The sequence below is a fragment of the Chloroflexota bacterium genome, assembly GCA_015478725.1.
Taxonomy (GTDB): Bacteria; Chloroflexota; Limnocylindria; order Limnocylindrales; family CSP1-4; genus C-114.
The window spans coordinates 115,917-141,954 of sequence record JADMIG010000003.1 but is presented as its reverse complement, the minus strand read 5'-3'; the positions used below and the strand labels follow the sequence as shown (position 1 = coordinate 141,954).

Below are 26,038 nucleotides of genomic sequence, written 5' to 3'. Positions count from 1 at the left end.
GCCGGCGTCGCTCAAGGGCATCGCCGAGCCGGTTCTGCTCTGGCGCGCGGTCACCGTCGCCGAAGCGGATGACGAGGACCCAGCAGGCGACCTTTGAACCTAACGAGATCCGCGAGACGCACGCGATCCGCCGATCGCCCCGACCGCTAGACTGCGGGCGGCGGTGGCACGGGAAGCTCGGAGGGAACTTGGGCCTCAACGAAGCTGAGACGCGACTGAGGCTCATCGACCCGGCGATCCACGCGCGCGGCTGGACCGAGGACCTCATCAGGCGTGAGGAGACCCTCGGCACGATCGAGATCGTCGATGGGCAGCCGCGGCGGCGGACGCATGGCCGGACGGACTACACCATGCGGGTGAAGGCGACGCCCACGGCCCATCCGGTCGCGGTCGCGATCCTCGAGGCGAAAGACGAGGAGAAGCATCCGGCGTACGGACTCGACCAGGCGAAGGTCTACCAGGCGAAGGCGAAGCGGCTCAATGTGCCGTTCGTCATCGCGACGAATGGACACCAGTGGGTCCTCTTCGATCGGCGGTCGGCCACGACGACACCCCTCCCCCGCCCGATGGCCGAGTTCCCGACGCCGGACGACCTCCGCGCCGCCTACGAGGAGGCCACGGAGATCAGCCTCACCGCCCCGGCCGCCAAACCGCTCATCACCCCGTACCGCGGCGGCGAGGCCGCTCGCCGCTACTACCAGGACGCCGCCATCCGGGCCGTCCTCGAAAAGCTCGCCCGCGGCGAGAACCGCGCCCTGCTGAGCCTCGCGACCGGATCGGGCAAGACGTTCATCGCGGTGAACCTTCTCCGCCGGATCGCGGACGCGGGGCAGCTCCGACGGGCCCTCTTCCTCTGCGACCGGGACGAACTTCGAAAGCAGGGCCTGACGGCGTTCCACAACGCCTTCGGCAACGACGCGGCTGCCGTCTCCGGCTCCGACCCACAGCCGAACGCCCGGATCCTCATCGCCACGTACCAGACCCTCGACATCGACACCGACGATGCCGGCGCCGACTTCCTCGAGGCAAACTACCCACCCAACTACTTCAGCCACATCGTCATCGACGAGTGCCATCGTTCGGCCTGGGGCGAATGGTCGAAGGTCCTCACCCGCAACCCGAACGCCGTCCAGATCGGCCTGACCGCCACCCCGCGCGAGCTCGACTACCCGCGCACCCACGACGCCGCGGCGGACGAAGAGATCAGCGCCGACAACATCCGCCATTTCGGCGAGCCGGTCTACGAGTACGACATCGGCCAGGGCATCGAGGACGGCTACCTCGCCGCCTGCGAGATCGTCCGTCGCGATGTCTTCCTCGAGGACAGCCCGTTCCCGGAGCGCGAGACCGGGCTCGGCCGGGACGACCTGTGGAGCGCGACGATCGCCGACGCTCGGACCGGTGAGCTCCTCACCGCGGCGGAGACGCGGGAGCGCTACCAGGCCGGCCAGTTCGAGGCGCGCCTGCTCCTGCCCGAGCGAGTGCAGGCGATGACGAACGACCTGTTCGATCGCCTCCTCGAGACCGGCGGTCCCGAGCAGAAGACGATCGTCTTCTGCGCCCGCGACCAGCACGCCGATGCGGTCGCGATCGCCCTCAACAACCGCTATGCGCGTTGGTGCGCCGAGACGACCCGCAAACCCGCCGATCCGTACGCCTTCAAGTGCACGGCCGCGAGCCACGGCTCCGACTACCTCGCCGACCTCCGGGGCGCGTCGCGGAGCTACTTCATCGCGACCACGGTGGACCTGCTGACGACCGGTGTCGACGTGCCGAACATCCGCAACATCGTGTTCTTCAAGTACGTGCGCTCGCCGATCGCGTTCTACCAGATGATCGGCCGTGGGACGCGCCTCGACCCCGCGACCGGCAAGCTCATGTTCCGGGTCTACGACTACACCGCTGCTACCCGTCTCTTCGGCGAGGCGTTCCGGACGAAGGCGACCATCGAACGCGAGCCGGGCGAGCCACCGACCCCGGCCGAGGCGCCAGAGAAGGTCATCCAGGTCGAGGGGATCGACGTCCACGTGGCCGACGCCGGAATAGCGATCGTCACGAGCGTCGACGGCGCGACCAAGCTCGTCACGCTCGAGGAATACAAGGAGCGCATCGCGACCTCGCTGCTGGGGCGAGCCTCGACGCTCGACGCGTTCCGCGCGCTGTGGATCGCCCCGCCCGCCCGCGGCGAGCTCATCGCCGGTTTGCCCGATGCCGGCCGATCGGCCTCGGTCGTCCGGGCGGTCGAGGAGATGGCCGACTTCGACCTCTACGACGTCCTCGCCGAGCTCGGCTACGGCCTCGAGCCGAAGACCCGCATCGCCCGCGCCGACGCCTTCGACTACAAGGCCGCCGATTGGCTGGCCGACCTGCCGCCCTCGACCGCCGCGACCCTCCGCGCTCTCGCCCGCCAGTTTGCCCGCGCGGGCACCGACGAGCTCGAGGACCGCGGCATCTTCGAGACGCCGGATGTCCGGCAGGCGGGTGGCCTCGCCGCGCTCAAGCTCCTGGGCTCGGCGGCCGACATCCTGCGGGCGACGAAAGAACGGCTGTTCGCGGCGTGACTGTCGCGCTTCGGTCCATCCTCGAACCGCGCAATGAGATCGTGCACCCGAGAGACCGTCCGGTCGGAGAGGCGACGTTCGTCGGGTTGGAGCACATCGAGCCCGGCACCGGCCGTCGCATGGGATCCGTTCCCATTCGCCTCGAGGAGCTGACCGGCCGGAAGGCGCGGTTCCACCCAGGCGACATCGTCTACGGCTACCTCCGCCCGTATCTCAATAAGGTCTGGGTGGCCGACTTCGAGGGTTACTGCTCAGTGGACCAATACGTCTTCCGGGTCGGCGACGCCATCGTGCCGGAGTATGTGGCGGCGTTCATGCGTAGTCCGACCTTCCTCGCGAAAGCCCCGATCGACGAGACTCCGGGCCAGTTGCCGCGCATTCGCCTTGACGAGATCCTTGATGTCCGGATCGATCTTCCAGTCGATGCGGAGGAGCAGCATCGCGTCGCCGTTCAGGTGGCCGAGCAACTCGCCGTCGTCGATAGCGCCCGGGCCGCGAGCGCATCGCGTCGCGACACCGCCCACGGCCTCGTTCAAGGATGCCTCGCTCAGGCGCTAGAGGGATCGCTCGTCGGCTGGCAGGAAGTCCAGCTTCGCGATGCTGTGAAGATCCAGCTGGGAAAGATGCTGTCGCCAGCGAGCAGGACCGGTCTTCGACCGGTTCCGTATCTTCGCAACGCCAACGTGCAGTGGGACCGGTTCGAGCTAACGGAAGTCCACGAGATGGACTTTGCCGAAGAGGAGGAGCGCAAGTTCCTGCTCCAACCAGGCGACCTCCTCGTGTGCGAGGGCGGAGAGCCGGGTCGCGCCGCGATATGGTCGGGCGAGATTAACCGCTGCTGCTATCAGAAGGCCCTGCATCGCTTGAGGCCCATCGCCGACCACGCCGATCCTCGGTTCCTCATGTATCGACTCTGGTTGGGCGCTCTTCGGGGAGAGTTCACCGGAGACCATGCGGCAACCACCATCGCGCATCTCCCGGCCATTCGCCTCGCGGGCCTGACAGTTCGGTTGCCTCTCATCGACGAGCAGCGTCGGATCGCAGCCGAACTTCGCGACCGACTCGCTGCGATCGACTCGATGACGCAGGCGATCGAAGCCGAGCTCGAAACGATCGAGGCGCTGCCAGCTGCGATGCTCCGACGGGCCTTCGCCGACGTTGCCCCATGATCGGGCGCCTCAGTCGGTCGACCGAAGACTCCAATCGATCGGTGACGCGCCGCGCTCCCTGAGAGCAGTGTTGGCCCCGCTGAAGGGGCGACTCCCGATGAACGGCGGGGTCCCGGAGGAGGACCGTCGCGCCGATAGCGGCGACGGATGCGTCGACTCGACAACGATGTGCCATTCGCCGATGAGGCCTCGCTTGCGCTGGGCGCTTCTGCTCCAGAGGAGGAACGCCACCGGCTCGCGCTTCGCGGCGATGACGCGGACGATCTCGTTCGTGAGGTCCTCCCAGCCCTGGCCGTGATGGCTGTTCGCCTTGCCTCGGCGGACCGTGAGCGTCGCGTTGAGGAGCAATACTCCGTGCGATCCCAGGGCTCGAGGGAGCCGCGGGCGGGCATCGGAAGACCAAGATCCGCGTGCCACTCATCGAGGATATTGCGAAGCGACGGCGGCGGAGCTTTCCCGATGGGCACCGAGAACGCGAGGCCGTGCGCCTGACCCTCGCCGTGGTACGGGTCCTGCCCGAGGATCACTGCCCGGACCGAGGCGAGCGGAGTGAGCCGGAGAGCCGCGAAGACGGCGGTCTCAGCCGGGTAGATCGCCGTGTCCGTCCGGGCGCGTTCACCGGCGACGAAGGTCGACAGTCGCTCGAACGACGGGGTCGTCAGCGCGGCGCCGAGGGCGTTACGCCAGTCCGGCGGAACGCCCTCGGTCAGCACGAGCTTCAGGCACATCCGGGGAGGTATCGGCTCAGGACGGAGGCAGCGAAGGAAGGTCAGGCTCCGACCCCGATTCAAAATAGACCCCGTGGGTCTGGCGCAGCGTCTCGAGGGAGTCGGAGCCAAGGAGCACCACCTCGACCTCGGCCCGGCCTCGGTACTCGCCTTCTGCGGCTGTATACGCGGCGATGGCGCGCTCTTCGTCGTGAAAGACCTCGCGTCGTTCGATCCGCCGCTCCCGTCCGTTGTAGACGACCAGGAAGTGGACGAGCGCTAGCGGCGCGGGCTTTGCTGCGAGAGCCATCGCTGCGCCTCCTGACCCAATCGTGCGAGTTCTCTGACGACATTCGGCTCGACCGGCTGACGCTCCACGGTCACTGATCCAACGATGATGATGCTGGCATCGGGATCGCGTCGCCCACGTCGTAACGAGCGGAAATGTCAGGGTCGGCCGCACGTTTCTTCGAAGTCATGGCGTTCCCGCCGATCGGCGGTTCTGCAGCTAATGCGGGCATTCGAACCTCGAGGTTAAAGCTCGATGGATCGACCCCCAGAGCCTCACTGACGATCGCCCTCGCGTGCTCGGTCAGCCTGCCTCGAGCGACGCGGGTGTCGCGGATCGGTAGTTCCGGGAATCCGATCCACCACCTGCGTCCCCGCCGTGTGGCGATCACGAGGTGGGTCCGACTCATCGGGTCGTCCGAAACGACGCTGATCGTGGTGCCGTTTCGGCCGAGTTCGGCGAACGGGTTGGGGATCGTTCGCGAGGAGTCGAGCTCCCGCATCGGGAGTCCGTCGTCGTCAACGGCCTCGTCGTCGATTGCATGGCGGTTTATCGAGCCCTCACCTCGTCTGCGTCGACGGTCTGGCTGCTCCCGCCACGTGATGGTGAGCCGGGGATGACCCGAGGGCCCTCCACCCGTGGTCCAGTGACGTGGTGGGACAGTGCGACTGTTCCGCCAACGAGCCGCTCTGCGCCATCCCGTATGACTTCGGAGACCGTCATGCCACGCAGTACCGCATAGTCCGTGATCCGCGCGAGCAAGTCACGAGGGACGCGGACCGCGATGACCGCCCCGGCGGTCGGGCGGGTGCGTGCTTCGACCTGAGCGCCCAATTCGACGTCTTCTTCGGGATCGACCGGGTGACTCATAGCGACCTCCTGTATCTCATGATCTGCCCGCTGTTCGCTTCGAATGCAGTGACCGGACGCCAGACTGCGCGACCCCAATCTTCGATCGGCACGACGAGCAAACGCCCCGACGCGGTGGGGCCGACCATCACATGCGAGGCTCGGCGGCCGCGCCTGTTGACGAAGAAGCGAGGCTCCCCGTCGAGCACTTCGAGCGTTTCCTCGAGGGAGACCCGATGTTGAGCGAGCTTTGCCTCGCTCACAGGGTCAAAGACGAGCGCGATGACGTCAAGCCACATCGCTGTTGTCCTCTGTCGTGATTGACAACTGTAATACGATGTGTATTACACGGTCAAGGCAGAGCAGGTGGTGCAGAGAGGACGAGGAGAGATGCAACAGGAGTTCCTGATCCTGGCCGATGGGGCCGAAGCTGTGAACGGCAAGATCTTCATCCTTGGGGGTGGGGTGGAGCGTCACACGGCTCCGGCCTTTGAGCCGTTCGCCGTTCTCAACGCCGACATCGCCTGTTCGGTGTTGGTCGCGTGGGGAGAAGCGAACCGGACGTTCGCAGTTACGCTCAAGATCGTCGATGAGGATGAGAAAGCGGCGGTTGCCCTTGAGTTCACCATGGAGACAGGCCGACCGCCGGGCGCAAAGCCGGGCCAGGACCTCCGGACCCTCATGGCGGTCCGAGGCCCATTCCCGATTCCACACCCAGGCGGGTTCAAGCTCGCAATGGAGCTCAACGGCGTGGCGCAGGCGCCACCATTCCGATTTTGGGTCGATCACGTTCCAGTCGCCGCGGCAGCACCTTGAAGCGAATGCTCAAGCACATCGTGACCCATCGTCCTTCGCCGGCGATTGCCCGACGATAATCTGAACAGAATGACGATTGCGACTCGACGCCTCGCCACGCCCTCGTCCGTCAACGCCGCGATCAAGCAGATCGCGGACGTCATGCGGCGGTCGAACTACGCGGGCGCCCTCCAGTACGTGCCGGAGCTCTCGTGGCTGCTCTTCCTGCGCATCCTCGACGAGCGGGAGGAGCTCGAGGCGGAGGAGGCGGCGGCGCTCGACGTGAGCTTCGGGCCATCGCTGGCCGCGCCGTTCCGCTGGCGGGACTGGGCCGCGCCGGACGGCGCGAAACGGATAGAACTGGGCCAGGGCGCGATGGGTGCGTTCCTGCCGTTCGTCAACGGAGAGCTGCTGCCGTACCTGCGCGGGTTGGGCGAACGGGCCGGCGCGAGCGCGCGACAGCGCGTCATCAGCCAGGTCGTCTCTGCCGTCGACAAGGTCGGCGTCGACACGGAGCGCAACCTCCTCGACATCCTCGATCGGGTGGATGCGATCCGCCTCGAGGCCGTGGACCAGACGCACCTCTTCACCCTGAGCCAGGCCTACGAGGGCCTGCTCCTCAAGATGGGCGAGAAGAACAACGACGGCGGCCAGTTCTTCACCCCGCGGCAGGTCATCCGGGCGATGGTCCGGGCGATCGACCCGAAGGCCGGCGAGACGGTCTACGACCCCGGCTGCGGGACCGGCGGCTTCCTCGCCCAGGCGTTCGAGTGGATGCGCGAGCGGCTCGGCCCGGGCGCGACCGCGGACCAACTCCGGACGTTGCGCGAGGGCGCGTTCTGGGGTCGGGAGAAGGCGGACCTCGTCTACCCGATCGCGCTCGCCAACCTCGTCCTCCACGGCATCGACCAGCCGCATATCTGGCACGGCAACACGCTCACCGGCCAGGAGGTCTACGGCGGGCTGTTCAGCGGTGCACCGGCGCTGTTCGATGTGGTGCTCATGAACCCGCCGTTCGGTGGCAAGGAGGGCAAGGAAGCCCAGACGAACTTCGCCTACAAGACCGGCGCTACCCAGGTGCTCTTCCTCCAGCACGTCATCGGCGCGCTCAAGCCGGGAGGCCGCTGCGGGATGGTCATCGACGAGGGCGTCCTGTTCCGGACGACCGAGACGGCGTTCGTCCAGACCAAGCGCAAGCTCCTCGACGACTGCGACCTGTGGTGCATCCTCTCGCTGCCGCCGGGCGTCTTCTCCTCCGCTGGTGCGGGCGTGAAGACGAACCTCCTCTTCTTCACGCGGGGCGGCCCGACCGAGCGGGTCTGGTACTACGACCTCTCCGACGTCAAGGTGACGAAGAAGCAGCCGCTGACGGTTGACCGGTTCGACGAGTTCTTCGCTTTGCTCCCGTCGAGGGCCGGGTCGGACCACTCGTGGACGCTATCGCGCGAGGAGATCGAGCGGCGCGGCTACGACCTCAAGGCCGTCAACCCGAACGCCCGGACGGAGGTGGACACCCGGACGCCGGAGGAGCTGCTCGACATCATCGAGGCTCGCGGCCGCGAGGTGGACGCGGCGATCGCCGAGTTGCGCTCGCTGCTTCGCGAAGTCTGACCCCATGCACACCCGGATCGGCGTCGTCTTCACCCTCAAGGTCTCGCTCAAGGAGATCGATCCGCCTGTCTGGCGACTGATCGAGGTGCCGGCCTGATCGGATCATCTGGCCAGATTCACGTGGAGGGAACGCAGTGACACTCGCGGAGCCGGATCCGGTGCGATCGAGCGAGCGCGGCCGGTCCGATCCGTGCTCACCCACGCTTGGGTCGGCTCTCGAACGTGTCCAATCTGGAGCCTGACGAGCTGGCGGTCCGCCGAGGTGCGGCCCTGCGTTCGCCTGGCGAGAGATTGGCCATATACCCCCCTTGCGCGGGCTCGTGGCGCCGGGTCACGACTGCGCGGGCTCCTGGTGACGGGTCTCGGACCGCGCGGGCTCACGCCGCCCGCCACCCATCGCCGGCCCCCATCGTCAGCCGGGTCAGGCCAGCGCTTCCCCCGCTGCCGGGACGGCGAACTCGAACGTCGTGCGCATCGGTTCTTCGCGGAGGAACACGACGATGACAGCGGCCGCGAGCGCCCCGGCGATGCCCACCCAGAAGGTGGAGGCGAGGGCGATCGAGAACGCCTCGTGGATCCCGTTCACGATGGCCGGGATGAGCGGCTCGATCGTCGGCCGCACGGCAGCGGGCAGGCTCGCGAGGATCCGCAGACCGAGATCGCCGGTGCCCGTCAGGTCGAGGGCAGCCCCTCCCCCACCGCCACCGCCGGCGGCGAACTGCGCGACGAGCGGCTGGGGAACGCCGGCGGCGATGAGCTGGGCGGGGATCTCCGTCGTCAGACGGCCGGCGAAGATCGTGCCGGCGACTGTCAGGCCCACCGTCCCGCCGATCTGCTGGAAGAAGGTGAGGCTGCTCGTCGCGACCCCGATCCGATCCGGCGAGACGGTGTTCTGAACGATGAGGGTGAAGACCGCGAACGACGGACCGATCCCGATCCCGGCCAGGACCATCCACAGCCAGAGGATGGGCCGGTCCGTCTCGGACCGCAGGCCCGTGAGGAGCCAGAGTCCCAGGCTGAGGAGGAGCAGCGACCCGAACATGAGGACCTTGTACCGACCGGTCCGGGCGACGATCTGGCCCGAGGCGATCGCACTGACGATGAGGCCGGCGAGCAGCGGCAGGAGGTTGTAGCCGGACTCGGTGGCGCTCGCTCCGGCTACGGTCTGGAACCAGCGCGGCAGGAAGATGACCGCGGTGAAGAAGCCGAACGCAGCGAGGAACATCGCGATCACGGAGATCGTGAACGCCCGGATCCGGAACAGGTCGAGCGGGACGATCGGCTCCGGGACGCGCGATTCGATAAAGACGAACAGCGCACCGAAGGCAAGGCCGACGGCCATGAGCCCGCCGACCGCGGGATCCGTCCACTGGCCGCTCTGCTTGTTCGTCAGGCCGATGAGGAACGGCGCGATCGCCAGGGCGAAGACCAGCGCCCCGACGTAGTCGATGTGGCGAGCCGCCTCGGGTCGACGGATCGGCGGCAGGAGGCGCCAGAGGATGATGAGCGAGACGAGGCCGATCGGGACGTTGACGAAGAAGATCCAGTGCCAGCTGAACTGGTCCGTGATGAAGCCGCCGATCCCCGGTCCGACGAGCGACGCGACACCGAACACGGCCCCGAAGAGGCCGAGGTATTTGCCGCGCTCGGCCGGCGTGTAGAGGTCGGCGACCACGGCGAGCGCGATCGGGAAGACCGCGCCGCCGCCGAGGCCCTGAAGGCCGCGGAAGAGGATGAGCTGCCACATCTGCTGGCTGAGCCCGGCGAGGACGGAACTGACGAGGAAGAGTCCCACCGCCCAGATCACGATCGGCCGCCGACCGAAGAGGTCGGACAGCTTGCCGTAGATCGGCCCGCTGATCGTCGCGGTGAGGAGGTAGACGGTGACGGCCCACGTGTACAGGTCATTGCCGTTGAGATCGGTGACGATCCTCGGCAGCGCGGTCCCCACGACCGTCTGGTCCAGAGCGAAGAGGAACAGGGCGAGCAGAATCGCCCCGAGGATCTCGAGCTTCGCCCGAGGCGTCAGGTTGAACGCGGCGTCGTCCGCGACCGCGGAGTGGGTCATTCGTGGTTCCTCGCGTGGGGGACGCAGGAGCGGGCGATCGCGGGAAGGGGCGCATCGCGCGTTCCGGAGACCTGGGCCGGCCTCGACCCCAATGCTCCGGGATGGGCCGGACCCGCGTCAACCCCTCCCCGAGCGGATCGCCGACGGGCGCTCAGAACGATCCGCTGGCGAGGGAGGGCCGGTCGCGCCGGACGGCGTCCCATCCGAGCGCGATCCAGCCGGCGGAGAAGGTGAGCGCGAAGAGGCCGATGAACAGGCCTTCGAGCACGAGCCCGCCGGCGAAGCCGAAGCCGGCGATCGCGACGCAGAGGGTCGACCCGACGCCAAGGAGGGCGGCGGCCGAGCGCGAGAGGGCGGCCGTTCGCCACGTCGCGATCGCGAAGAGGATGGAGCCGATCATGAGGCCGACGAGCCCGAGCGCCCAGATCGCCCATCCCGAGAACCCGGCGATGACCGGCGCGTCCCCGGCGGTCGCCATGAGAACGATGCCGACGATCGAGGCGACCGCGCCGACGGCAGGCACGGCGAACCCCGCCCACACGATCGCGGGATCGCTGCGAGCCTGGAACGCCGACAGGCCGACGAGTCCGACGAGCAAGGCGATCGAAGCGAGCAGGAGCATGGTCATCCCCGGGACCGCCCAGCTCTCGCCCAGCACGGAGGCCGTTCCGAGGCCGACGAACCAGAGGAGCCCGCCGACCATCGCAGCGGCGCCACCGAGACGGATTGACATCGAGAGTCCCTTTCTGTCATTCGAGGCGGAGGCGACCCCGCCTCGACGAAGGTGAGCGTCGATCGCGCCGAGGAGCACGTCCGCGACGTCGAAGGGACCGAGCCGCCGCTCACCGAGGAGCGCCTCGAACTCATCGCCATAGCGGGCGCGCCAGCGGGCCGGATAGAGCCGGACGAGAAGCCCGATCATCGGGCCGCCGCTCCGAGCCGGCGGAGGCCGAGCGCGGCGAAGTCGGCGAGCTGCTGGAGCTGGTCGGCGAGACTCGTCTCCCCGACCGCCGTGAGCCGATACGGGCGCCGCCGGTCGACCGCGGGGAGAGCCTCGACGAGGCCGCGGTCCTCGAGCCGGGCAAGCGCGGCATAGAGAGTCCCCGGGCCCAGCGGGCGGCCCGTCGCGGCCTCCACGTCCGTCATGATCGCGTAGCCGTGGTTCGGACCGGCGCTCAGGCTGACGAGGATGAGAAGCGCCGGCTCGGCGAACCGGCCGAGCTCGGGGAGCGTCGGCGCCATCGGTGACCGTCCTCCTTCTGTAGCGGTGTACGATATATCGCAGCACGATATATACGCCCGGCGCGCGACCCTGTCAAGCCCCGCGACCGAAGGTGTTCCCGCGACCGAATGAACGCGGATTCGCGAGCGACCGATGCCCGACCGGGTCGGGCGACCGGCGAACGGCGACCCGATATCCTGTGGGGGTGGCCCTGTACCGCCTCCTCGATCACCCGGACCTCATCGCACCGACGGTCGTGGCGGCGTTCGACGGCTGGATCGACGCCGGGAGCGCCGCGACGACCGCGGCGAGCCAGATCGCCGAGCGGGGCTCGATCCTCGCTGAATTCGACGGCGACGCGCTCTTCGACTTCCGGTCCCGTCGTCCCACGCTCGAGATCTCCGACGGACGTCTGGCCGAGCTCACCTGGCCGGAGCTGACGCTGCGGCGGGTCCGGCTCGGGGAACGGGATGTCCTGGTCCTCAGCGGTGCCGAACCCGATTTCCGCTGGCACGAGTTTTCTGAGGCGGTCCTCGAGCTCGTCGAGCGGCTGGGCGTCGAGGGCTGGGTGAGTCTCGGTGCGATCCCGGCGGCCGTGCCGCACACCCGACCGGTCCCGATCCTCGGCACGACCTCCCGCCCGGGACTGCTTCGCGGCGAGGTCCAGCCTGGACCGGACGGTCTCCTCCGCGTCCCGGCCGCGGCGCTCTCCGTGCTCGAGATGTCCGTCGCCCGGTCCGGCGCGGCGGCGGTGGGCTACTTCGCCCAGATCCCCCACTACGTCTCGGGTCCCTATCCGGTCGCGGCGCTCGCCCTGCTTCGCGCGGTCGAGCGACACCTCGAGGTGGACATCCCGGCGCCGGTGCTCCGCAAGGAGGCACGTCTGCTCCGGACGCGCCTCGACGCGGCCGCCGCGTCGGACGACTCAACGAAGTCGTACGTCGAACGGCTCCAGGCGATGGTGGACGAGCAGCGCCTGCCCGCCGGTGACGAGCTGATCTCCGAGATCGAGCGGTTCCTCCTCGACCGCGGCAACGAGGGTTCGACCCGTCCCTGAGGGGACCTCAACCTCGGCCGGCCGCGCGGAGCCCTCGACCGGTTCTCGCTTCGCTCAGCGGGCGAGCCCGTGGAGGTACTCCGCCGGGATGATCCCCATCCGGCCGGCCTGGTAGTCGCGGACGGCCTGGAGGATCTCCTCGCGGGTGTTCATGACGAACGGGCCGTAGCTCACGACCGGCTCCCGGATCGGCCGTCCGCCGAGCAGGAGGATCTCGAGATCCGGCGTGCGGCGGTCCTGGGAGGCGTCCGCGGCGACGCTCACGGCGTCCCCATCGCCGAAGACCGCGAGCTGGCCCTCGCGGATCGGGCGAGCATCCGGCCCGACGGACCCGCGACCCGACAGGACGTAGACGAGTGCGTTGAACTCCACGGGCCAGGCCGTCTCGAGACGCGCGCCCGGCGTGATCGTCGCGTGGGCGTACGCGATCGGGGTGTACGTGACGCCCGGACCGGCGTGGCCGGCGACCTCGCCGGCGATCACCCGGATGAGGGCGCCTCCGTCGTCGGAGGCGAGGAGCGCGACCCGATCCGGACCGATGTCCTGGTAGCGCGGCGGCGCGAACTTCTGCGCAGCCGGCAGGTTCACCCAGAGCTGGATGCCGTGGAAGAGGCCGCCCGAGACGATGAGCTCCTCGGTCGGCATCTCGTCGTGGAGGATGCCGGCGCCGGCGGTCATCCATTGGGTGGCCCCGTCCGTGATGAGGCCGCCGCCGCCGTTCGAATCCTTGTGGCGGAATGCCCCGTCGATGATGTAGGTGACCGTTTCGAACCCACGGTGTGGGTGCCAGGGAGCGCCCTTCGCCTCGTACGGAGCGTATTCCACGGCCCCCATGTGATCGAGGAGGAGGAACGGATCGGCGAGGTTGCCGTACGGGCCCGGGAACGGGCGGCGGACCGGGAATCCCTCGCCCTCCAGGAGCGACGGCGCCGTGATGACCTGGATCACCGGGCGGTACCGGGTGTGAGCCGGATCGGGCCGCGGGACGCGGGGCAGGACGAGCAGGTTGGAGACAGTGGCGGCGGGCATCAGTGGGCGGTCCGTTGCAGGATGGTCATCTGCACCATAGTAGTTGCACTGTCAACTACCGTGGCCACACCGGGCACGGGCGGTGGCGCCGCCCGGCGACCGCTCAACGGCCCCGGCGCAGCGCCTGGAGGGCAGAGAACCGGTCCGCGAATTCGGCTCGAAGGGCCGTCGCCGCGACCGCGTCCACGCCGAGCTCGTTCGCGATCTCGTTGAGGACCGACGATTCGCTCGCCGTGATGGACTCATCCGCCGCACCGACGACGAAGCAGGCGCGCAATAGGCCAAGGCGCTCCTCCGGCGTGGATCGCTCGGCGAAGTCGCGCGTTACGAGGTAGTCCTCCGTGCCGCCGACGAGTCGCGCCATGCTCTTCGCGATCTCCGCGACGACGACGGCCTGCGACTCGTTCACGTCGCCATGCTCGACGAGGAGCCGCTCGATCGTCCGTGTCTCCGCGTCGCTGATGTCGAACTCGGCCGCAGCCGCCCGGGCGAGGATGTACGCGTACGACGCGAGGTGGCGCGCGTGGTCCGGCGGCATCGCCTCGAGCCGGGCGACGATCCGGCGCACGGCGGCGGCCTCTGGATCGTCGGGACGGAGCCCCTCGAGCCCGGATGTGGCGTCGGGGCCGGCGGCAACGTCGGATAGATCCGAGGAGGTGGTCGGCGGCGGCAAGGCGAGGAAGCGACGGAGGTTCATCGGCGGAGGATATGCCCCCTCGCGCCATCGCGCCCCGGGCGGCCGCCGGACTACGCGGCGAGGTCCGGGAACGTCACCTCGATGAGCGGCGACGAGGCGACCATCGCCTCGAGATCCTGGTTCGTCCACGTCTTGACGATCTCGCGGAAGATCGTCCGCCGTTCCGCCTCGTCCGTGATCGGACGGGCGAGGGCCGGAACGTCCGCCGCCACTGCGCGCTTCAGGTGGAACGTGATGCGCGGGTCCGCCTCGATGTTGGCGAGCCAGGCTCGCGCACGACCGACCATCCCGGAGATGTACCAGTGGCCATCGATGACGTGGAAGACGATCTCGATCCGGCGCGGCTCACCGCTGCGACGACCGATGGTCGTGATGTCGATGACCTGCGGCTGATGGAGGGCGGCGGAGACGGTGGTGTCCATGGGAGCGCTGCGGGACCTCTTCGGCGACCAGGGCCGGTCTGGCCCTTTGTGGTTGACGACGCAACCATCATACGCCAGTTCCGCGCAGGTGGGTCATGCACGCGGTTGATCGATCGCTCGACGCGACCTCAGCCCTCGCCCGCCTCCATCGCGGCGATCCCGGCGTCCCGTGCGGAACCACCCGCCCGGAGCGCGGCCTTGTGGGCGCGCTTGCCCGCCTGATACCGGGCGAGCGCCTCCGCCGAGTCCACGTCGCCGAGGGTCGGGTGCTCCGGCGCCACCTCGGCCCAACCGGCGGGCTTGATCCCGAACCGCTTGCCGAGCACGGCGAGGATCGTCTTCGCCTTCATCGGACCGATCCCCGGCAGCGCGAGGAGGCGCCGCTCGAGGTCCCGGGCATCGTGGGCGTCGCGCCAGATGCTGGCAGCGTCGTTGCCGTGCTCGTGGGCGACGGCGGCGCAGAGCGCCTGCACCTTGCCCGCCATCGAACCCGGGAAGCGGTGGATCGCGGGCCGCTGGCGGAAGATCTCGGCGAACGCCTCCGGATCCATGTTCGCGAGCGTCGCCGCATCGAGCGTGCCGGTCCGGCGCTGGATCTCCAGCGGTCCGCTGAACGCCTTCTGCACCGTGACCTGCTGGTCGAGGACGAAGCCGACGAGGAGGGCGAGCGGATTCGCCGCGATGAGACGATCGGCCTCATCGTTGCCGCTGAACGGCAGGCTGATCGGAGCGGTCGTCGACATGGCTGGGATGGTACCGCAGCGAAGCCCCGTCGACCGCCGGACCGCGAGCGGATGGCGCGAGTGGAGCGGCGGCGGCGGCTGGCGGATGCCCCCGCCGACTGCGGCTGCGCCAGCCGGCTGCGGCGGCGGCGGCTGGCGGCGTCTGCCTCGAGACCGGCTGAAACTGTCAGATGTGCGTCAGGCGGGCGTTGGTCGACCACCGAACGACCCGCTTCTGCGGCGGGCGACGACTTCGTGCGTGGTCGGTCTCGTCTTCCGGTCCCGGAACCCGGCATCTGTTCGGGTGGTGACCACTCGCCCGGAACCGACTGACGAACGACCCCTTGAGGAGCATTCGGCGGGAACGAGGGGGCGCGGGCAGGACATCGTCGGTCAGCTCAGCTGCTCCGGGGTCTGTCGGTCGGGGTCTCACCCTGACGGACCGTCGCACACCCGCGCCCCGTGCTCGTGCGCCGTTCCGGTAGACTCCGCGGTGGTCGATCCGGCGCGCCCGGCGACCCGCGCCCACGCCGCCCGGAGCCCGCTGCTTGTCCTTCGATACCCTCGGCCTCTCATCCGACCTCCTCCGCGCCGTAGCCGAGGAGGGGTACACTGCCCCGACGCCGATCCAGACCCAGGCGATCCCGCTCATCCTCGAAGGTCGCGACCTGCTCGCCGCGGCGCAGACGGGGACGGGCAAGACCGCGGCGTTCGTCCTGCCGATCTTCGAGCGGCTGCGCTTCCACGCGAACACGAGCTTCTCACCCGCCAGGCACCCGGTCCGGGCACTCGTCCTCACCCCGACCCGTGAGCTGTGCATGCAGGTGGAGACGATGGCGGCCGACTACGGCCGCTACGTCCCGCTCCGCGTGGCGAGCGTCTACGGAGGAGTACCGATCGAGCCGCAGCTCAAGGAGCTTCGGGCCGGTGTCGAACTCCTCGTGGCCACGCCTGGCCGGCTGCTCGACCATGTCGGCCAGCGGACGGCGAACCTCGGCCAGGTGGAGATCCTCGTCCTCGACGAGGCGGACCGGATGCTCGACATGGGGTTCATCCCGGACATCCGGAGGATCCTCGCCCTCCTCCCGGAACGGCGGCAGAACCTCCTTTTCTCGGCGACCTTCAACGACGAGGTCCGCTCGCTCTCGGCGACCTTCATGCACCATCCGGCGACCGTCGAGGTCGCGCCGCGGAACACGACGCTCGAGGCCATCCGCCAGATCGTCTACCCGGTGGACCGCGACCGGAAGGAAGCGCTCCTTGCACATCTCATCCGCCGCGACGACATGCGTCAGGTGCTCGTCTTCACCCGGACGAAGATCGCCGCATCGCGGCTTGCCGGCCGACTGGACCGAGAGGGGATCCAGGCCGTCGCGATCCACAGCGATCGTACGCAGCCGGAACGGACACGGGCGCTCGAAGGGTTCAAGAACGGCGAGATCCGGGTTCTCGTCGCGACCGACGTCGCGGCGCGCGGCCTCGACATCGAGGACCTCCCACACGTCGTGAACTTCGAGCTGCCACCGCATCCGCAGGACTACATCCACCGCATCGGACGGACCGGCCGGGCGGGCGCGAGCGGGGAGGCGATCTCCCTCGTGTCGCTCGACGAGGCGGAGTACCTTCGCGGCATCCAGCGGCTCCTCCGACATGCGATCCCATGGATGGTCGAGGACGGCTTCATCCCCGTCCGCGATCGCGATGACCCGCCGCCGGCCCGAGGCGCGCGGCGATCGGGCAGCGAGGGCACCGGCGCCGGTTCTCGTCCGCGCCGAGGCGGCGCAGCGACGCGAGGCTGACGGCCGTCACGACGGACCGGAGGACGGATCGCGTCGGGGCCTGGTCGGATCGCGTCGGCGCCTGGTCGGCGGCGCTGCGATCAGGGCACCGGCAACGCGCGCACGAATCGGGCGACCTGGTCGAGGGCGACGTCGAGGACGGGCAGGAGCGAATGGCCGAGCCGCGGATACGTGACGAGCTCGGCCTGCGGCAGCAGCCCGACCACCGCTCGCAGCAGGTCGATCCGCGCGAAGGGGTCGGACTCACCCGAGAGGAGGAGCACCGGACACGAGATCGCCGGCCAATGCGCGGTCCGGAGCACGTCCGGCGATCCCGGCCGGTGCAGCGGATAGGAGAAGCAGACGAGGCCGCGGTAGGACGCCTCGGCCGCGGCGAGGCTGGCCACTCGCCCCCCGTACGAATGTCCGGCCACGACGACTCCCGGACCGGGCGGCGCCAGCGCCATCAGGGCAGCAACAGCGTCCTCGGCGCGCCGCTTCGGCAGGTCGATCGCGCGGGCCGTGATGCCCCGCATCCGGAGGCCGGCAGCGAACGGTTCCATCGTCGCGGCCGAGCCGGACGCACCGTGGCCGATGACGAGCTGGACAGGGGGATGCATCATCGCAGCGTAACCGAGCACCCGGCCGTGCAGTGGTCCGTTCGGATGGGGTGCGGTTGGGAGGGTTGGGCCATGGCCGGGGCGCCGTCCGGTGGCGCACGCTCCCGGCCCCGGCCATATCGAGGTTGAACACATGCACCGACGCGGGACCCGCTCCGGCGATCCCATCGCGCCACTCTTCATCGCCATCGCCGTCGCGCTCACCGCCATCGCTGCTGCACCCTCGCGCGTCGCGGCGGTCCCGGGCGCGATGCCGCAGCCGGGGGCGACCGTCACGTTCTACGGCCGTGGATACGGACACGGCCTGGGTCTCTCGCAGTACGGGGCGCGCGGACGGGCTCTCGCCGGCCAGACCGCCCCGCAGATCCTCGCCCAGTACTACCAGAACACGACGCTCGGGGCGATCGATCCCACGACCCCGATCCGAATCCTCGTCGTCGACGGCTTCACCCCGACCGCCGCGCGTCCCGCGAAGGTCGTGGCTCACGGCGGCACGTGGACCGTCGACGGGCTGCCGGGAACGTGGCCCGCCGAGGCTTCGGCGACGATGACCCCGTCCGCCGGTCCCACGGTCACGTGGCAGCTGACGATCGCCGCGGCGGACGGCACCGTCCTTGCAACGGCTCCGGTCGGTCCGAGCGTCCGGATCCAGCCCTCGGCGACGACGACGGTTCTCCAGGTCTGGTTCAAGCCGAGCTACTACGACACGTATCGCGGCGCCATCCTGCTCATCGGATCGACCGGCGGCAGCGTCACCGCGATCGACGAGACCACGCTCGACACGTATCTCCTCGGCGTCGTGACCTGCGAGATGCCGGCTTCCTGGCCGTCCGAGGCGCTCAACGCCCAGGCGATCGCCGCCCGGAGCTTCGCCGCGGCGCACCTCCACCCGGCGAGCGGGACGTGGGACGTCTACGACGACACGCGCTCGCAGGTCTACCGCGGGGTGTTCGGCGAGTCGGCTCAGGCACAGGCTGCCGTCACGGCGACCGCGGGACAGGTCCTCATGTCCGGCTCGACGGTCGTCATGGCGCTATTCCATTCCTCCGACGGCGGGGCGACGGAGAACAACGAGAACGTCTACGTGAGTGACGCCGGGACGGTGTACGGCCAGCCGATCAGCTATCTCCGCGGCTCCCCGGATCGGGCCCCCGATGGCTCGGCCTACGACGCGACGTCGCCCCAGGCGTCGTGGCAGACCGCGACGTACACGAACGACCAGCTCTCGGCCGTCTTCGGCGCGGATCCACGGACCAACGTCGGTACGCTCGCCTCCCTCGACCTCTCGAACCGCGGTGTCTCCGGGCGGCTCATCAGCGTGACGCTCAGCGGCTCCCTCGGGATGCAGACCGTCTCCGGCGAGATCTTCCGGACCGTCTTCAATCGGTACACCCCGGCCACGGATCCATATATGTGGAGCACGCTCGTCGCGACCTCGCCGCTGCCGGACGTCTGCCCGCCCGGACCGCAGCCGGCGGTGGGGATGCCGACGCTCGCCGGTTGCGCGATCGTCGCCGGGGCCCCCGGCACGACGCCGACGCCGACTCCGACTCCGACCACGTCCCCCGGCCAGCCGACCCCGACTCCGACCACGTCCCCCGGCCAGCCCCCGCTCGGACAGGAACCGCCGGCGGTCGTCACCGTGTCGTCCCCCTCGACCGCCATCGCACTCACCACCTCCGCGCCGGTCATCACCTGGTCGAGCGGCATCACCCTCACGGTGCAGTTCGTCGGCAGCGGTGCGAACCGCGCGTTCGCCCTCCAGGGGACACGCGACGGCGTCGCCTGGTCGACCATCGCGAACCTCGTCACGGATGCGTCGGGACGCGCCTCCCTCGCCTATCGCCCGGCGACGAACCTCTACTACCGGGTCGTCTTCGGCGGTGCCGCGGATCTGCCCGCGGCTGTCAGCGCGACCGTCCGGACCGTCGTCCGCCAGATCGCGCTGCTGCGGCCGACGACGTACGGAAGGGTGAGCTCGGCCGTGCGGAATGCCCCAGTGTCATTCACGACGACCGTCCGGCCGGCCCGACCGGAGCTCGCTCCGGCCACGATCAGCTATCGGATCGAGCGGTTCCTCGGCGGTCGCTGGAGCCTCTACGCGACGCGGAGCGTCGTCGCCGATGCGGCCGGGCTCGCGCGACTCACGTGGCAGTTCAATCTGCCCGGCCTGTGGGCTGTCTCATCAGCCGCCAACCCGACGCCGTACAACGCGAACAGCTTCCCCACGCCCCGCGAGCTCTACCAGGTGCGCTGACCGACTGCACTGACCGACCAGCGATCCGGGCGGTTGCGGTAGGCTCCCCGGGGACCGAGCGGGAGTGAGACGGTGGCAGCAACATCGGCGCTGGATCCGACGCGGCCGGCCCGGACCCGGTGTCCGTGGGCCGAGCCCGACGCGACCCGCCCGGACCAGGCGATGACGGCATACCACGACACCGAGTGGGGCGTCCCCGTCCACGACGACATCGCCCTCTTCGAGCGGCTCGCCCTTGAATCGTTCCAGGCCGGCCTCTCGTGGTCGACGATCCTCCACAAGCGAGCCGCCTTCCGCGCCGCGTTCCGCGACTTCGATCCAGCCACGGTGGCGGCCTTCGGGCGGCTTGATCGCGATCGGCTGATTGCCGACGCCGGCATCGTCCGCAATCGGGCCAAGATCGAGGCGACGATCGCGAACGCAGCGGCCTTCCTCGCGGTGGCCGCGACGGACGGGTCGTTCGACGGGTACCTCGCCGCGCGGGTGCCCGCGGCCCCGCAGCGGCGAGCGCCCGGCTCCACGACGGCCGACATCCCGGCCACGACCACGGTGGCGCGGGCGCTCTCGGCGGATCTCCAGCGGCGTGGCTTCCGCTTCGTCGGACCGACGATCGTGTACGCCTTCATGCAGAGCGTCGGCCTCGTGGACGACCACCTTCCGGGCTGCTTCCGCTACCTCGGTCCCGGCTGACCTGCGCAGCCCCGACTCGCGCGGCTCAGATCTCGCGGCGGCGGAACGAGAGGATCGCGAGGCCGAGGACGACGGCGACCCACAGAACGGCGTAGAAGAGGAACGACGGCTCCGGGCCGGACGCCGCGAAGAACGGGTTGCTCGTGGCGACCCGCCCGACGCCCCTCCCCGCCCCGCCGAGGGCGAGGATCGCGGCCGGCGGTTCGAGCGCGAAGACCGTGCCCCGCCACAGGCCGTCGAGCGGAAGGAGGAACCGGCTCGACTGGGCCGTCGCGGCGAGCGAGTCGAGGCCGAGGACGGATGCGACATTCGCCATCACCCCGGCCATCCATGACAGGCCGAAGAGGACGACGGCGACGGCCCCACCGGCGATGGCCGGGAGTCGGGTGGACAGGAGGATCGCGACGCTGAGGAGGACGATCGCCTGGGCGCCGAGGAAGAGCGATGCCCCCAGTGGGTCCGGTGGCGCGTAGCCGCTGACGAGACGGACCACCGCCACCTCCGACAGGCCGGCGAGGACGGCGTAGCCGAGTGCGATCGCCGCCAGTCCGAGCCACTTGCCCAGGATGATGTCCGCCCGCCGGAGCGGCCGCGCCGCGATCGCGAGGAGGACCCCCGTGTCGAGGTCCGAGGCGATGGCCGGCGCGCCGAGGAACGCCGCCGTCATGGCGAGGACGAAGCTGAACATGAACGCCACGAGGATGAGCACCTGACTCACGCCGACGATGAGCTCGAGTTCGCTCACGCCGTGACTGTGGGCGTTGTCCACGAGCAGCCCGAAGGCGATGCCGGTGAGCACGACGACCACGACCGTGAGGGTGATGAGCGCCCAGAGAAGCCGCCGCCGGAGTGCCTCGAGGAGCGTGAGCCGGGCGATGAGGAGGACGTTCATCGAGCCGCCCCACCGGCGGCCGCCGTGGACTCGGGGTCCGCGGCCCCGGGAGACCCCGGTCCGGCGGTCGCGCCGTGGCCGAGGAGCTCGAGGAACCGCTCCTCGAGTGTCTCGCGACCGGCCTCCACGCCGTAGATCGGCGCGCCGACGGCGACGAGCGCCGCCACGAGCTCCGGCACCCGTTCGATCGGACAGCCGCGGACGACCGTCCACGGCGGATCTTCGGCGATCGCGCCGAACCCCTCGAGGGCGGTCCGCACGACGGACCGATCGCCGCTGGTCCGGATCCGGACGGTCGCGTCGCCGAGCAGATCGGCGAGCGGACCGGCGGCGATGACCCGCCCGCGGTCGACGATCGCGACCTCGTCGCAGACCCGCTCCACCTCCGTGAGGAGGTGGGAGTTGAGGAAGACGGTCGTGCCTCGCTCGCGGAGAGCGTGGATGATCGCCCGTACGTCCTGACGCCCGACCGGATCGAGGGCCGACGTCGGCTCGTCGAGGAAGACGATCGCCGGCCGGCCGAGGAGCGCGACGCCGAGCCCGAGTCGCTGCTGCATCCCCTTCGAGAACGTCCCGACCCGGTCCGTGCCGCGATCGGCGAGGCCGACGGTGCCGAGGGCGTCGTCGATGGCGTGCAGCCGTTCCGACGATGCGAGGCCGGCGAGATCGGCGTGGAGGCCGAGGACGTCGCGCGCCGTGAGCCACGACTGGTAGCGGAAGAGCTCGGGCAGGTAGCCAACCCGGGCGCGCGTCCTCCGATCGCCGATCGGCGCCCCGAGGAGCCGCCCGGAGCCGCCCGAGGGACGCGCCAGACCGAGCAGGAGCTTGACCGCGGTGGTCTTGCCGGCGCCGTTCGGGCCGAGGAACCCGAACACCTGGCCGCGGCGCACGCGCATCGTCAGGCCGGCGAGGGCGACCGTCCGACCGTATCGCTTCGCCAGGCCGTCGGTCTCGATGGCGGGTCCATCGGCGGTCGGGATCGCACTCGCGGCGGCGATCGAGGCAGCGGACATCGTGCATCGTCCTCGGCTGGATGGCCGGGGCGACAGCCGCCCCGCGGATGGATGCTAGACGACGGATCGAGGCGGCGGTGTGCGACGATGCCCCGCATGGATCCATATGCCGCCCACCGGTCCGCCCTCGTCGCCGCGGGCGCACGGCTCGGCGCTCGCGGACTGATCGTGGCGAGCGAGGGCAATCTCTCCGTGCGGACGAAGGACGGGATCCTCATCACTCCGTCGGGCCGCCGGAAGGACGCCCTCGACCCGACGGATGCCATCGTCGTGCCCTTCGCCGCCCAGGTCGGGCCGCCGGTCGCAGGTGGGCGCGGAGCGGCGCGGCCGAGCTCGGACATCGCGATCCACCGGGCGATCTATGCCGCCCGGCCGGACGTCCGCGCGATCGTCCACGCTCACCTCGCGGCTTCGCTGGCCCTCACGATCGTCGGCCTCCTGCCGGACCCGGCGGACCTGCCGGAGACGGCACGGTTCCTCGGCCGGCTGCCGTTCGTTCCATTGGAGGTACCGGGCAGCGACCGACTCGCCGCCAGGGTGGTCGCTGCGCTCACCGATCGGGGCCCGGATGGCCGACTCGAGCCGCCGAACGCGGTGCTCCTCGAGCGTCACGGGGCGATCGCGGTCGGGTCCGATCCGGTGATCGCGGGCGACCGGATCGAGCTCGTCGACCTCCTCTGCCGCGTCCACCGTGACGTCGTGCTCCTGCGGGCCGCCGGCCGGCCCTGAACGCGGTCAACCGAACGCGATGCCACGGGCGATGTTCGCGGCGAAGGCGAGGACGATGAGGTTCCCGACGAGGCTCGTCGCGAGACGGGCCCGCGGCGAGAGCCGGCCATGGGCGAACGAGCCGATCGAGGCGAGGAGCGTCTGCCAGGACAGCGATGCGAGCGCCGCGCCCACGACGAACGCCGCCCGCTCGGACGCCGTAGCGCCGATCGTCGGCAGGCCCACGATGAGCGCCGCGAAGTAGACAACCGTGGTCGGGTTCACGATCGTCAGGCCGAGGAAACGCAGATATGTCCGGCGCCCGCCTGATGGCGTCTGCGGACCGCCAGGGGAGGCGGCGCCGCCCGATCGGACCGCCAGCAGGCCGCGTGCGGCGATCAGGACGAGGATGACGACCGCGAGCACCCGAAGCTCGGTCTGCACCGGATCGATGAGCGCCGCGATCGCCGCACCCGCAAGCGCGGCGAGGGCCGCATACACGGCGTCGGCCGTCGCCGCCCCGGCCCCGGCGGCTGCCCCGATCCGGAAGCCGTGCCGGATCGCCGCGTCGAGGATCAGGACGGCGATCGCGCCGACCGGGATCGCGACGCCGTAGCCGGCGAAGACGCGGGCGATGAACGCGCCGCTCACCGTTCGGCCCCGCTCGGGACCCGGACGCCGGTCCCTCCGGGGGTGCGCTCAGGCCGGGCGGTGACGGGCGAGCGGTCCGTCGAGGAACGCAGATACGGGATCCGGCGACACCGTGGGGCATGTGGCGTCGAGTTCGCTCTGGTGCATCGGTGAACCGTACACGGATGCACCACCGCGTGCATCGCCGGCACGTCCGGGCGGTCGCGGCGCGATGTCGGCGTCGTCCGAGCGGTCGCCCATCGCCGTGGGCGCCGGCGCGACGCTACCGGATGCCGAGGCTCGCAAGGCTGTCGGACAGCGCCCGTCGATGCTCGATCGTCGTGAAGTCGAGGAGCGGATGCGGCGCCAATCGATGCTCGACGACATCGCCGGAGCGACGCACGTAACACACCGGATAGATCGCTCCGCTGCCATCCGCCTCGATCGTCAGGGCGAGTCCGTCCGGCCCCGGACCGTCGAGGAACGTGGTGAGCGGCACGATCCCCTCATCGCGGATCCCGTCCTCGGGTGCGGCGCTGAGGACGCGGGCGAGATACGCCCGCTGATGGAACAGCTCCGGACCGCCGCTCAGCTCGTCCAGGCAGAACGCGAGCGCATCCCGCGGCGCCACCGTCGGCCGCGGCACCGAGCGGCCGAACCGCGTCTCGGCGAGGTGCCGGGCGAGGACCCGGGCGTTGTAGCGGTGTCCGTGCACCGCCCCGGAGTTCGCCGGGATGCCGTGCTTCCGGAGGCCGGCGGCTCCCTGGCTGATGGTGCCGGCGAAGGAGATGCCGGGCACCGTCGCACTCTCCCAGTACGGCGTCTGGGCGGGCAGGCGGCTCTGGCCGAACGTCGCCACGCCGAGCTCCGGAAGGTCGCCGAGCGGAGTGACGAAGCCGGTCGCGGCGATCACCTCGTCCGTGTCCACGACAAGTGCCGAGCCGCCGTCTGTCCGTCGCAGCCGGACGCGGAATCCATCACCGGCGCACTCGATCGACTCGATCGCCGCGTCGAGGATCGAGACACCCCCGCCGAGGTTGTGGTCCTCGAACGGCTGGACGTAGCGGGCTCGCACACCGACGAGCGAGCGGGTGTTGACGGAGAGCCTGGCCGGCGACGGCGAGGCGAGGACGATCCGACGCGCCCACTGGAGGAGCCCAGAGGCGAGCTCGAACCCGCTGTTCTGCTTGCCGACGATGAAGATCCGGCGGTCCGCGTAGGTCGCCGCCGGCCGCGTGTCCGCGTAGTGGGCGACGAGCTCCATCCCCGGCGTGGACGGCCGCCACGGTTCGGCGACCCCGACGGCGAAGACGGCGACCCGGCAGCGATACTCGCCGTCCGACGTCGCGAGGACGAACCGGACTCCGTCCGCATCCTCCTCCCGGCGGGTCGATTCCCAGCGGCAGCCGTATCGGACGCGGACCCGCGAACGCTCGGCGAACGTGGCGAGATTCGCCTCCATCTCCGGTCGCGACGGGAACTCGGACGAGCCGTCCATGAGGTCCACCTGGAGGGCGCGAAGCGCCGGGTCGTCCGAGACGAGCGAGTTCCAGTCGTATCGCTCGAACGCCCGATCCGAGCGTCTCGCGGGCGAGTACGGCTTCGTCCACGAGAGGAGGCGCTGGAAGAACGGCCAGCGGCGGAACATCCCGCCGGGCGCCGGATCGGCCGAGATGACCGCGTGGTCGATGCCGTATCCGGTGAGTGCCGCGGAGACCTGAAGGCCGCCCGGGCCGCTCCCCACGACGACGACCGGATAGTCGCCGGGTGCGAACGGCCGCTCGATCAGCTGCGCCACCGGTTCGCGTTCCGCAACCGGCGCGCCTGCGCCTGGAGCATCCGGTACATGACCCGCGGCTGGCTGACGAGGAACGCCTCGACCGCCGGGCCGGCGAGGACGAGGCAGCGCATCGGCCGGAGGGCGACGACGTCCGCCACCGGTGGCTCGCCGAGGAGGATCGACACCTCGCCGAAGAATTCTCCACGCCCCAGGGTCGCCCGCCGCGAGCCGTCGACGACGATCGCCGCCTCGCCCTCGAGGATGACGAAGAACGCCGAACCCGTGAGGCCCTGGCGGAGGATCCGCTCACCCTCCGGGTACCACGTCTCCTCGAACGTGTGGGCCACCGCCTCGAGCGCAGCCGAGGAGAGGTCGGCGAAGAGGGCGAATCCCGCGAGCGTATCGGCGATCTCGTCGCTGCTGGCCATGCCGCCTCCGTGCGACGTCGGGTCGGGGCTACCCGGCGGACCCT

The 26,038-nt window shown here is 70.1% G+C and carries 25 protein-coding genes and 1 pseudogene; 9 read left to right on the top strand and 17 right to left on the bottom strand.

The window, feature by feature from the left end; translation table 11 throughout:
* Positions 1-188 precede the first annotated feature (188 nt).
* Entirely contained in the window at positions 189-2,561 is a 2,373-nt protein-coding gene (locus IVW53_04620; GenBank protein MBF6604849.1) for a DEAD/DEAH box helicase family protein, read from the top strand.
* Between the two features lie 227 nt (positions 2,562-2,788).
* A complete protein-coding gene (locus IVW53_04615) occupies positions 2,789-3,730 on the top strand; it encodes a restriction endonuclease subunit S (GenBank protein ID MBF6604848.1) in 942 nt (313 codons plus the stop codon).
* 9 nt (positions 3,731-3,739) lie between these two features.
* On the opposite strand, the pseudogene ung reads toward IVW53_04615, so the two are convergent.
* From ung to IVW53_04595, 4 genes and pseudogenes are all read right to left on the bottom strand, one after another.
* Positions 3,740-4,458, bottom strand: a pseudogene (gene ung / locus IVW53_04610) (uracil-DNA glycosylase).
* A gap of 16 nt (positions 4,459-4,474) precedes the next feature.
* Positions 4,475-4,747, bottom strand: a complete 273-nt coding sequence (locus IVW53_04605) for a hypothetical protein (protein MBF6604847.1) — start codon at positions 4,745-4,747, stop codon at positions 4,475-4,477.
* A gap of 70 nt (positions 4,748-4,817) precedes the next feature.
* Complete coding sequence (locus tag IVW53_04600; GenBank protein ID MBF6604846.1) at positions 4,818-5,228, bottom strand: hypothetical protein; 411 nt, start codon at positions 5,226-5,228, stop codon at positions 4,818-4,820.
* Between the two features lie 364 nt (positions 5,229-5,592).
* Complete coding sequence (locus IVW53_04595; GenBank protein MBF6604845.1) at positions 5,593-5,874, bottom strand: hypothetical protein; 282 nt, start codon at positions 5,872-5,874, stop codon at positions 5,593-5,595.
* Between the two features lie 91 nt (positions 5,875-5,965).
* On the opposite strand from IVW53_04595, the gene IVW53_04590 reads away from it, so the two are divergent.
* Positions 5,966-6,391 carry a hypothetical protein gene (locus IVW53_04590; GenBank protein ID MBF6604844.1) on the top strand — a complete coding sequence of 142 codons (426 nt, stop codon included), beginning with the start codon at positions 5,966-5,968 and terminating at the stop codon, positions 6,389-6,391.
* A gap of 69 nt (positions 6,392-6,460) precedes the next feature.
* Positions 6,461-7,981 carry an N-6 DNA methylase gene (locus tag IVW53_04585; protein MBF6604843.1) on the top strand — a complete coding sequence of 507 codons (1,521 nt, stop codon included), beginning with the start codon at positions 6,461-6,463 and terminating at the stop codon, positions 7,979-7,981.
* Between the two features lie 421 nt (positions 7,982-8,402).
* On the opposite strand, the gene IVW53_04580 is transcribed toward IVW53_04585, so the two are convergent.
* The 3 genes from IVW53_04580 to IVW53_04570 all read right to left on the bottom strand — a co-directional run bounded on the left by IVW53_04580 (position 8,403) and on the right by IVW53_04570 (position 11,291).
* Positions 8,403-10,049, bottom strand: a complete 1,647-nt coding sequence (locus IVW53_04580; GenBank protein MBF6604842.1) for an MFS transporter — start codon at positions 10,047-10,049, stop codon at positions 8,403-8,405.
* Between the two features lie 151 nt (positions 10,050-10,200).
* Positions 10,201-10,971 carry a hypothetical protein gene (locus IVW53_04575; GenBank protein MBF6604841.1) on the bottom strand — a complete coding sequence of 257 codons (771 nt, stop codon included), beginning with the start codon at positions 10,969-10,971 and terminating at the stop codon, positions 10,201-10,203.
* Complete coding sequence (locus tag IVW53_04570) at positions 10,968-11,291, bottom strand: PadR family transcriptional regulator (GenBank protein MBF6604840.1); 324 nt, start codon at positions 11,289-11,291, stop codon at positions 10,968-10,970. Before IVW53_04570 ends, IVW53_04575 begins: the two co-directional genes overlap by 4 nt.
* A gap of 185 nt (positions 11,292-11,476) precedes the next feature.
* On the opposite strand from IVW53_04570, the gene IVW53_04565 reads away from it, so the two are divergent.
* Positions 11,477-12,328 (top strand): PAC2 family protein, encoded by an 852-nt coding sequence (locus IVW53_04565; protein ID MBF6604839.1) that lies wholly within the window; start codon positions 11,477-11,479, stop codon positions 12,326-12,328.
* Between the two features lie 54 nt (positions 12,329-12,382).
* Here IVW53_04565 and IVW53_04560 read toward each other — a convergent pair whose 3' ends face one another.
* The 4 genes from IVW53_04560 to IVW53_04545 all read right to left on the bottom strand — a co-directional run bounded on the left by IVW53_04560 (position 12,383) and on the right by IVW53_04545 (position 15,219).
* The gene (locus IVW53_04560; protein ID MBF6604838.1) at positions 12,383-13,357 is read right to left on the bottom strand and encodes a pirin family protein; all 975 of its coding nucleotides are present in this window, start codon (positions 13,355-13,357) and stop codon (positions 12,383-12,385) included.
* A gap of 103 nt (positions 13,358-13,460) precedes the next feature.
* Positions 13,461-14,054 carry a TerB family tellurite resistance protein gene (locus tag IVW53_04555; GenBank protein MBF6604837.1) on the bottom strand — a complete coding sequence of 198 codons (594 nt, stop codon included), beginning with the start codon at positions 14,052-14,054 and terminating at the stop codon, positions 13,461-13,463.
* Between the two features lie 50 nt (positions 14,055-14,104).
* Entirely contained in the window at positions 14,105-14,476 is a 372-nt protein-coding gene (locus IVW53_04550; GenBank protein ID MBF6604836.1) for a nitroreductase family deazaflavin-dependent oxidoreductase, read from the bottom strand.
* 128 nt (positions 14,477-14,604) lie between these two features.
* Positions 14,605-15,219 (bottom strand): DNA repair protein, encoded by a 615-nt coding sequence (locus tag IVW53_04545; protein MBF6604835.1) that lies wholly within the window; start codon positions 15,217-15,219, stop codon positions 14,605-14,607.
* Positions 15,220-15,746: 527 nt separating this feature from the next.
* Between IVW53_04545 and IVW53_04540 the strand changes: the two genes are divergently transcribed.
* Positions 15,747-16,997: a DEAD/DEAH box helicase gene (locus IVW53_04540; GenBank protein ID MBF6604834.1), complete on the top strand. Its 1,251-nt coding sequence runs from the start codon at positions 15,747-15,749 to the stop codon at positions 16,995-16,997.
* A gap of 80 nt (positions 16,998-17,077) precedes the next feature.
* On the opposite strand, the gene IVW53_04535 is transcribed toward IVW53_04540, so the two are convergent.
* The gene (locus IVW53_04535; protein ID MBF6604833.1) at positions 17,078-17,599 is read right to left on the bottom strand and encodes an alpha/beta hydrolase; all 522 of its coding nucleotides are present in this window, start codon (positions 17,597-17,599) and stop codon (positions 17,078-17,080) included.
* 130 nt (positions 17,600-17,729) lie between these two features.
* Here IVW53_04535 and IVW53_04530 point away from each other — a divergent pair, with 130 nt between their 5' ends.
* Positions 17,730-19,853: a SpoIID/LytB domain-containing protein gene (locus tag IVW53_04530; protein MBF6604832.1), complete on the top strand. Its 2,124-nt coding sequence runs from the start codon at positions 17,730-17,732 to the stop codon at positions 19,851-19,853.
* A 162-nt stretch (positions 19,854-20,015) separates the two neighbouring features.
* Positions 20,016-20,543 carry a DNA-3-methyladenine glycosylase I gene (locus tag IVW53_04525; protein MBF6604831.1) on the top strand — a complete coding sequence of 176 codons (528 nt, stop codon included), beginning with the start codon at positions 20,016-20,018 and terminating at the stop codon, positions 20,541-20,543.
* A 25-nt stretch (positions 20,544-20,568) separates the two neighbouring features.
* Here IVW53_04525 and IVW53_04520 read toward each other — a convergent pair whose 3' ends face one another.
* Both IVW53_04520 and IVW53_04515 read right to left on the bottom strand, forming a co-directional pair.
* A complete protein-coding gene (locus tag IVW53_04520; protein MBF6604830.1) occupies positions 20,569-21,435 on the bottom strand; it encodes an ABC transporter permease subunit in 867 nt (288 codons plus the stop codon).
* A complete protein-coding gene (locus IVW53_04515; GenBank protein ID MBF6604829.1) occupies positions 21,432-22,448 on the bottom strand; it encodes an ABC transporter ATP-binding protein in 1,017 nt (338 codons plus the stop codon). The genes IVW53_04520 and IVW53_04515 overlap by 4 nt, the downstream gene beginning before the upstream one ends.
* 96 nt (positions 22,449-22,544) lie before the next feature.
* On the opposite strand from IVW53_04515, the gene IVW53_04510 reads away from it, so the two are divergent.
* Entirely contained in the window at positions 22,545-23,177 is a 633-nt protein-coding gene (locus tag IVW53_04510; protein MBF6604828.1) for a class II aldolase/adducin family protein, read from the top strand.
* 6 nt (positions 23,178-23,183) lie between these two features.
* Here IVW53_04510 and IVW53_04505 read toward each other — a convergent pair whose 3' ends face one another.
* The 3 genes from IVW53_04505 to IVW53_04495 all read right to left on the bottom strand — a co-directional run bounded on the left by IVW53_04505 (position 23,184) and on the right by IVW53_04495 (position 25,994).
* Positions 23,184-23,807, bottom strand: coding sequence for a LysE family transporter (locus IVW53_04505; protein MBF6604827.1), 624 nt, complete (start codon positions 23,805-23,807; stop codon positions 23,184-23,186).
* A gap of 262 nt (positions 23,808-24,069) precedes the next feature.
* Positions 24,070-25,584 (bottom strand): NAD(P)-binding domain-containing protein, encoded by a 1,515-nt coding sequence (locus tag IVW53_04500; GenBank protein ID MBF6604826.1) that lies wholly within the window; start codon positions 25,582-25,584, stop codon positions 24,070-24,072.
* Positions 25,572-25,994, bottom strand: a complete 423-nt coding sequence (locus tag IVW53_04495; GenBank protein ID MBF6604825.1) for a cyclic nucleotide-binding domain-containing protein — start codon at positions 25,992-25,994, stop codon at positions 25,572-25,574. The genes IVW53_04500 and IVW53_04495 overlap by 13 nt, the downstream gene beginning before the upstream one ends.
* Positions 25,995-26,038: the final 44 nt, after the last annotated feature.

Bases quoted from the DNA above. Each gene is read 5' to 3' on its own strand.
- IVW53_04585 (MBF6604843.1), top strand. From the start codon at position 6,461: ATGACGATTGCGACTCGACGCCTCGCCACGCCCTCGTCCGTCAACGCC.
- IVW53_04605 (MBF6604847.1), bottom strand. From the start codon at position 4,747: ATGGCTCTCGCAGCAAAGCCCGCGCCGCTAGCGCTCGTCCACTTCCTG.
- IVW53_04495 (MBF6604825.1), bottom strand. From the start codon at position 25,994: ATGGCCAGCAGCGACGAGATCGCCGATACGCTCGCGGGATTCGCCCTC.
- IVW53_04530 (MBF6604832.1), top strand. From the start codon at position 17,730: ATGCACCGACGCGGGACCCGCTCCGGCGATCCCATCGCGCCACTCTTC.
- IVW53_04600 (MBF6604846.1), bottom strand. From the start codon at position 5,228: ATGCGGGAGCTCGACTCCTCGCGAACGATCCCCAACCCGTTCGCCGAA.
- IVW53_04570 (MBF6604840.1), bottom strand. From the start codon at position 11,291: ATGGCGCCGACGCTCCCCGAGCTCGGCCGGTTCGCCGAGCCGGCGCTT.
- IVW53_04525 (MBF6604831.1), top strand. From the start codon at position 20,016: ATGACGGCATACCACGACACCGAGTGGGGCGTCCCCGTCCACGACGAC.
- IVW53_04560 (MBF6604838.1), bottom strand. From the start codon at position 13,357: ATGCCCGCCGCCACTGTCTCCAACCTGCTCGTCCTGCCCCGCGTCCCG.
- IVW53_04550 (MBF6604836.1), bottom strand. From the start codon at position 14,476: ATGGACACCACCGTCTCCGCCGCCCTCCATCAGCCGCAGGTCATCGAC.
- IVW53_04535 (MBF6604833.1), bottom strand. From the start codon at position 17,599: ATGATGCATCCCCCTGTCCAGCTCGTCATCGGCCACGGTGCGTCCGGC.
- IVW53_04510 (MBF6604828.1), top strand. From the start codon at position 22,545: ATGGATCCATATGCCGCCCACCGGTCCGCCCTCGTCGCCGCGGGCGCA.
- IVW53_04520 (MBF6604830.1), bottom strand. From the start codon at position 21,435: ATGAACGTCCTCCTCATCGCCCGGCTCACGCTCCTCGAGGCACTCCGG.
- IVW53_04555 (MBF6604837.1), bottom strand. From the start codon at position 14,054: ATGAACCTCCGTCGCTTCCTCGCCTTGCCGCCGCCGACCACCTCCTCG.
- IVW53_04575 (MBF6604841.1), bottom strand. From the start codon at position 10,971: ATGATCGGGCTTCTCGTCCGGCTCTATCCGGCCCGCTGGCGCGCCCGC.
- IVW53_04580 (MBF6604842.1), bottom strand. From the start codon at position 10,049: ATGACCCACTCCGCGGTCGCGGACGACGCCGCGTTCAACCTGACGCCT.
- IVW53_04545 (MBF6604835.1), bottom strand. From the start codon at position 15,219: ATGTCGACGACCGCTCCGATCAGCCTGCCGTTCAGCGGCAACGATGAG.
- IVW53_04590 (MBF6604844.1), top strand. From the start codon at position 5,966: ATGCAACAGGAGTTCCTGATCCTGGCCGATGGGGCCGAAGCTGTGAAC.
- IVW53_04595 (MBF6604845.1), bottom strand. From the start codon at position 5,874: ATGTGGCTTGACGTCATCGCGCTCGTCTTTGACCCTGTGAGCGAGGCA.
- IVW53_04515 (MBF6604829.1), bottom strand. From the start codon at position 22,448: ATGTCCGCTGCCTCGATCGCCGCCGCGAGTGCGATCCCGACCGCCGAT.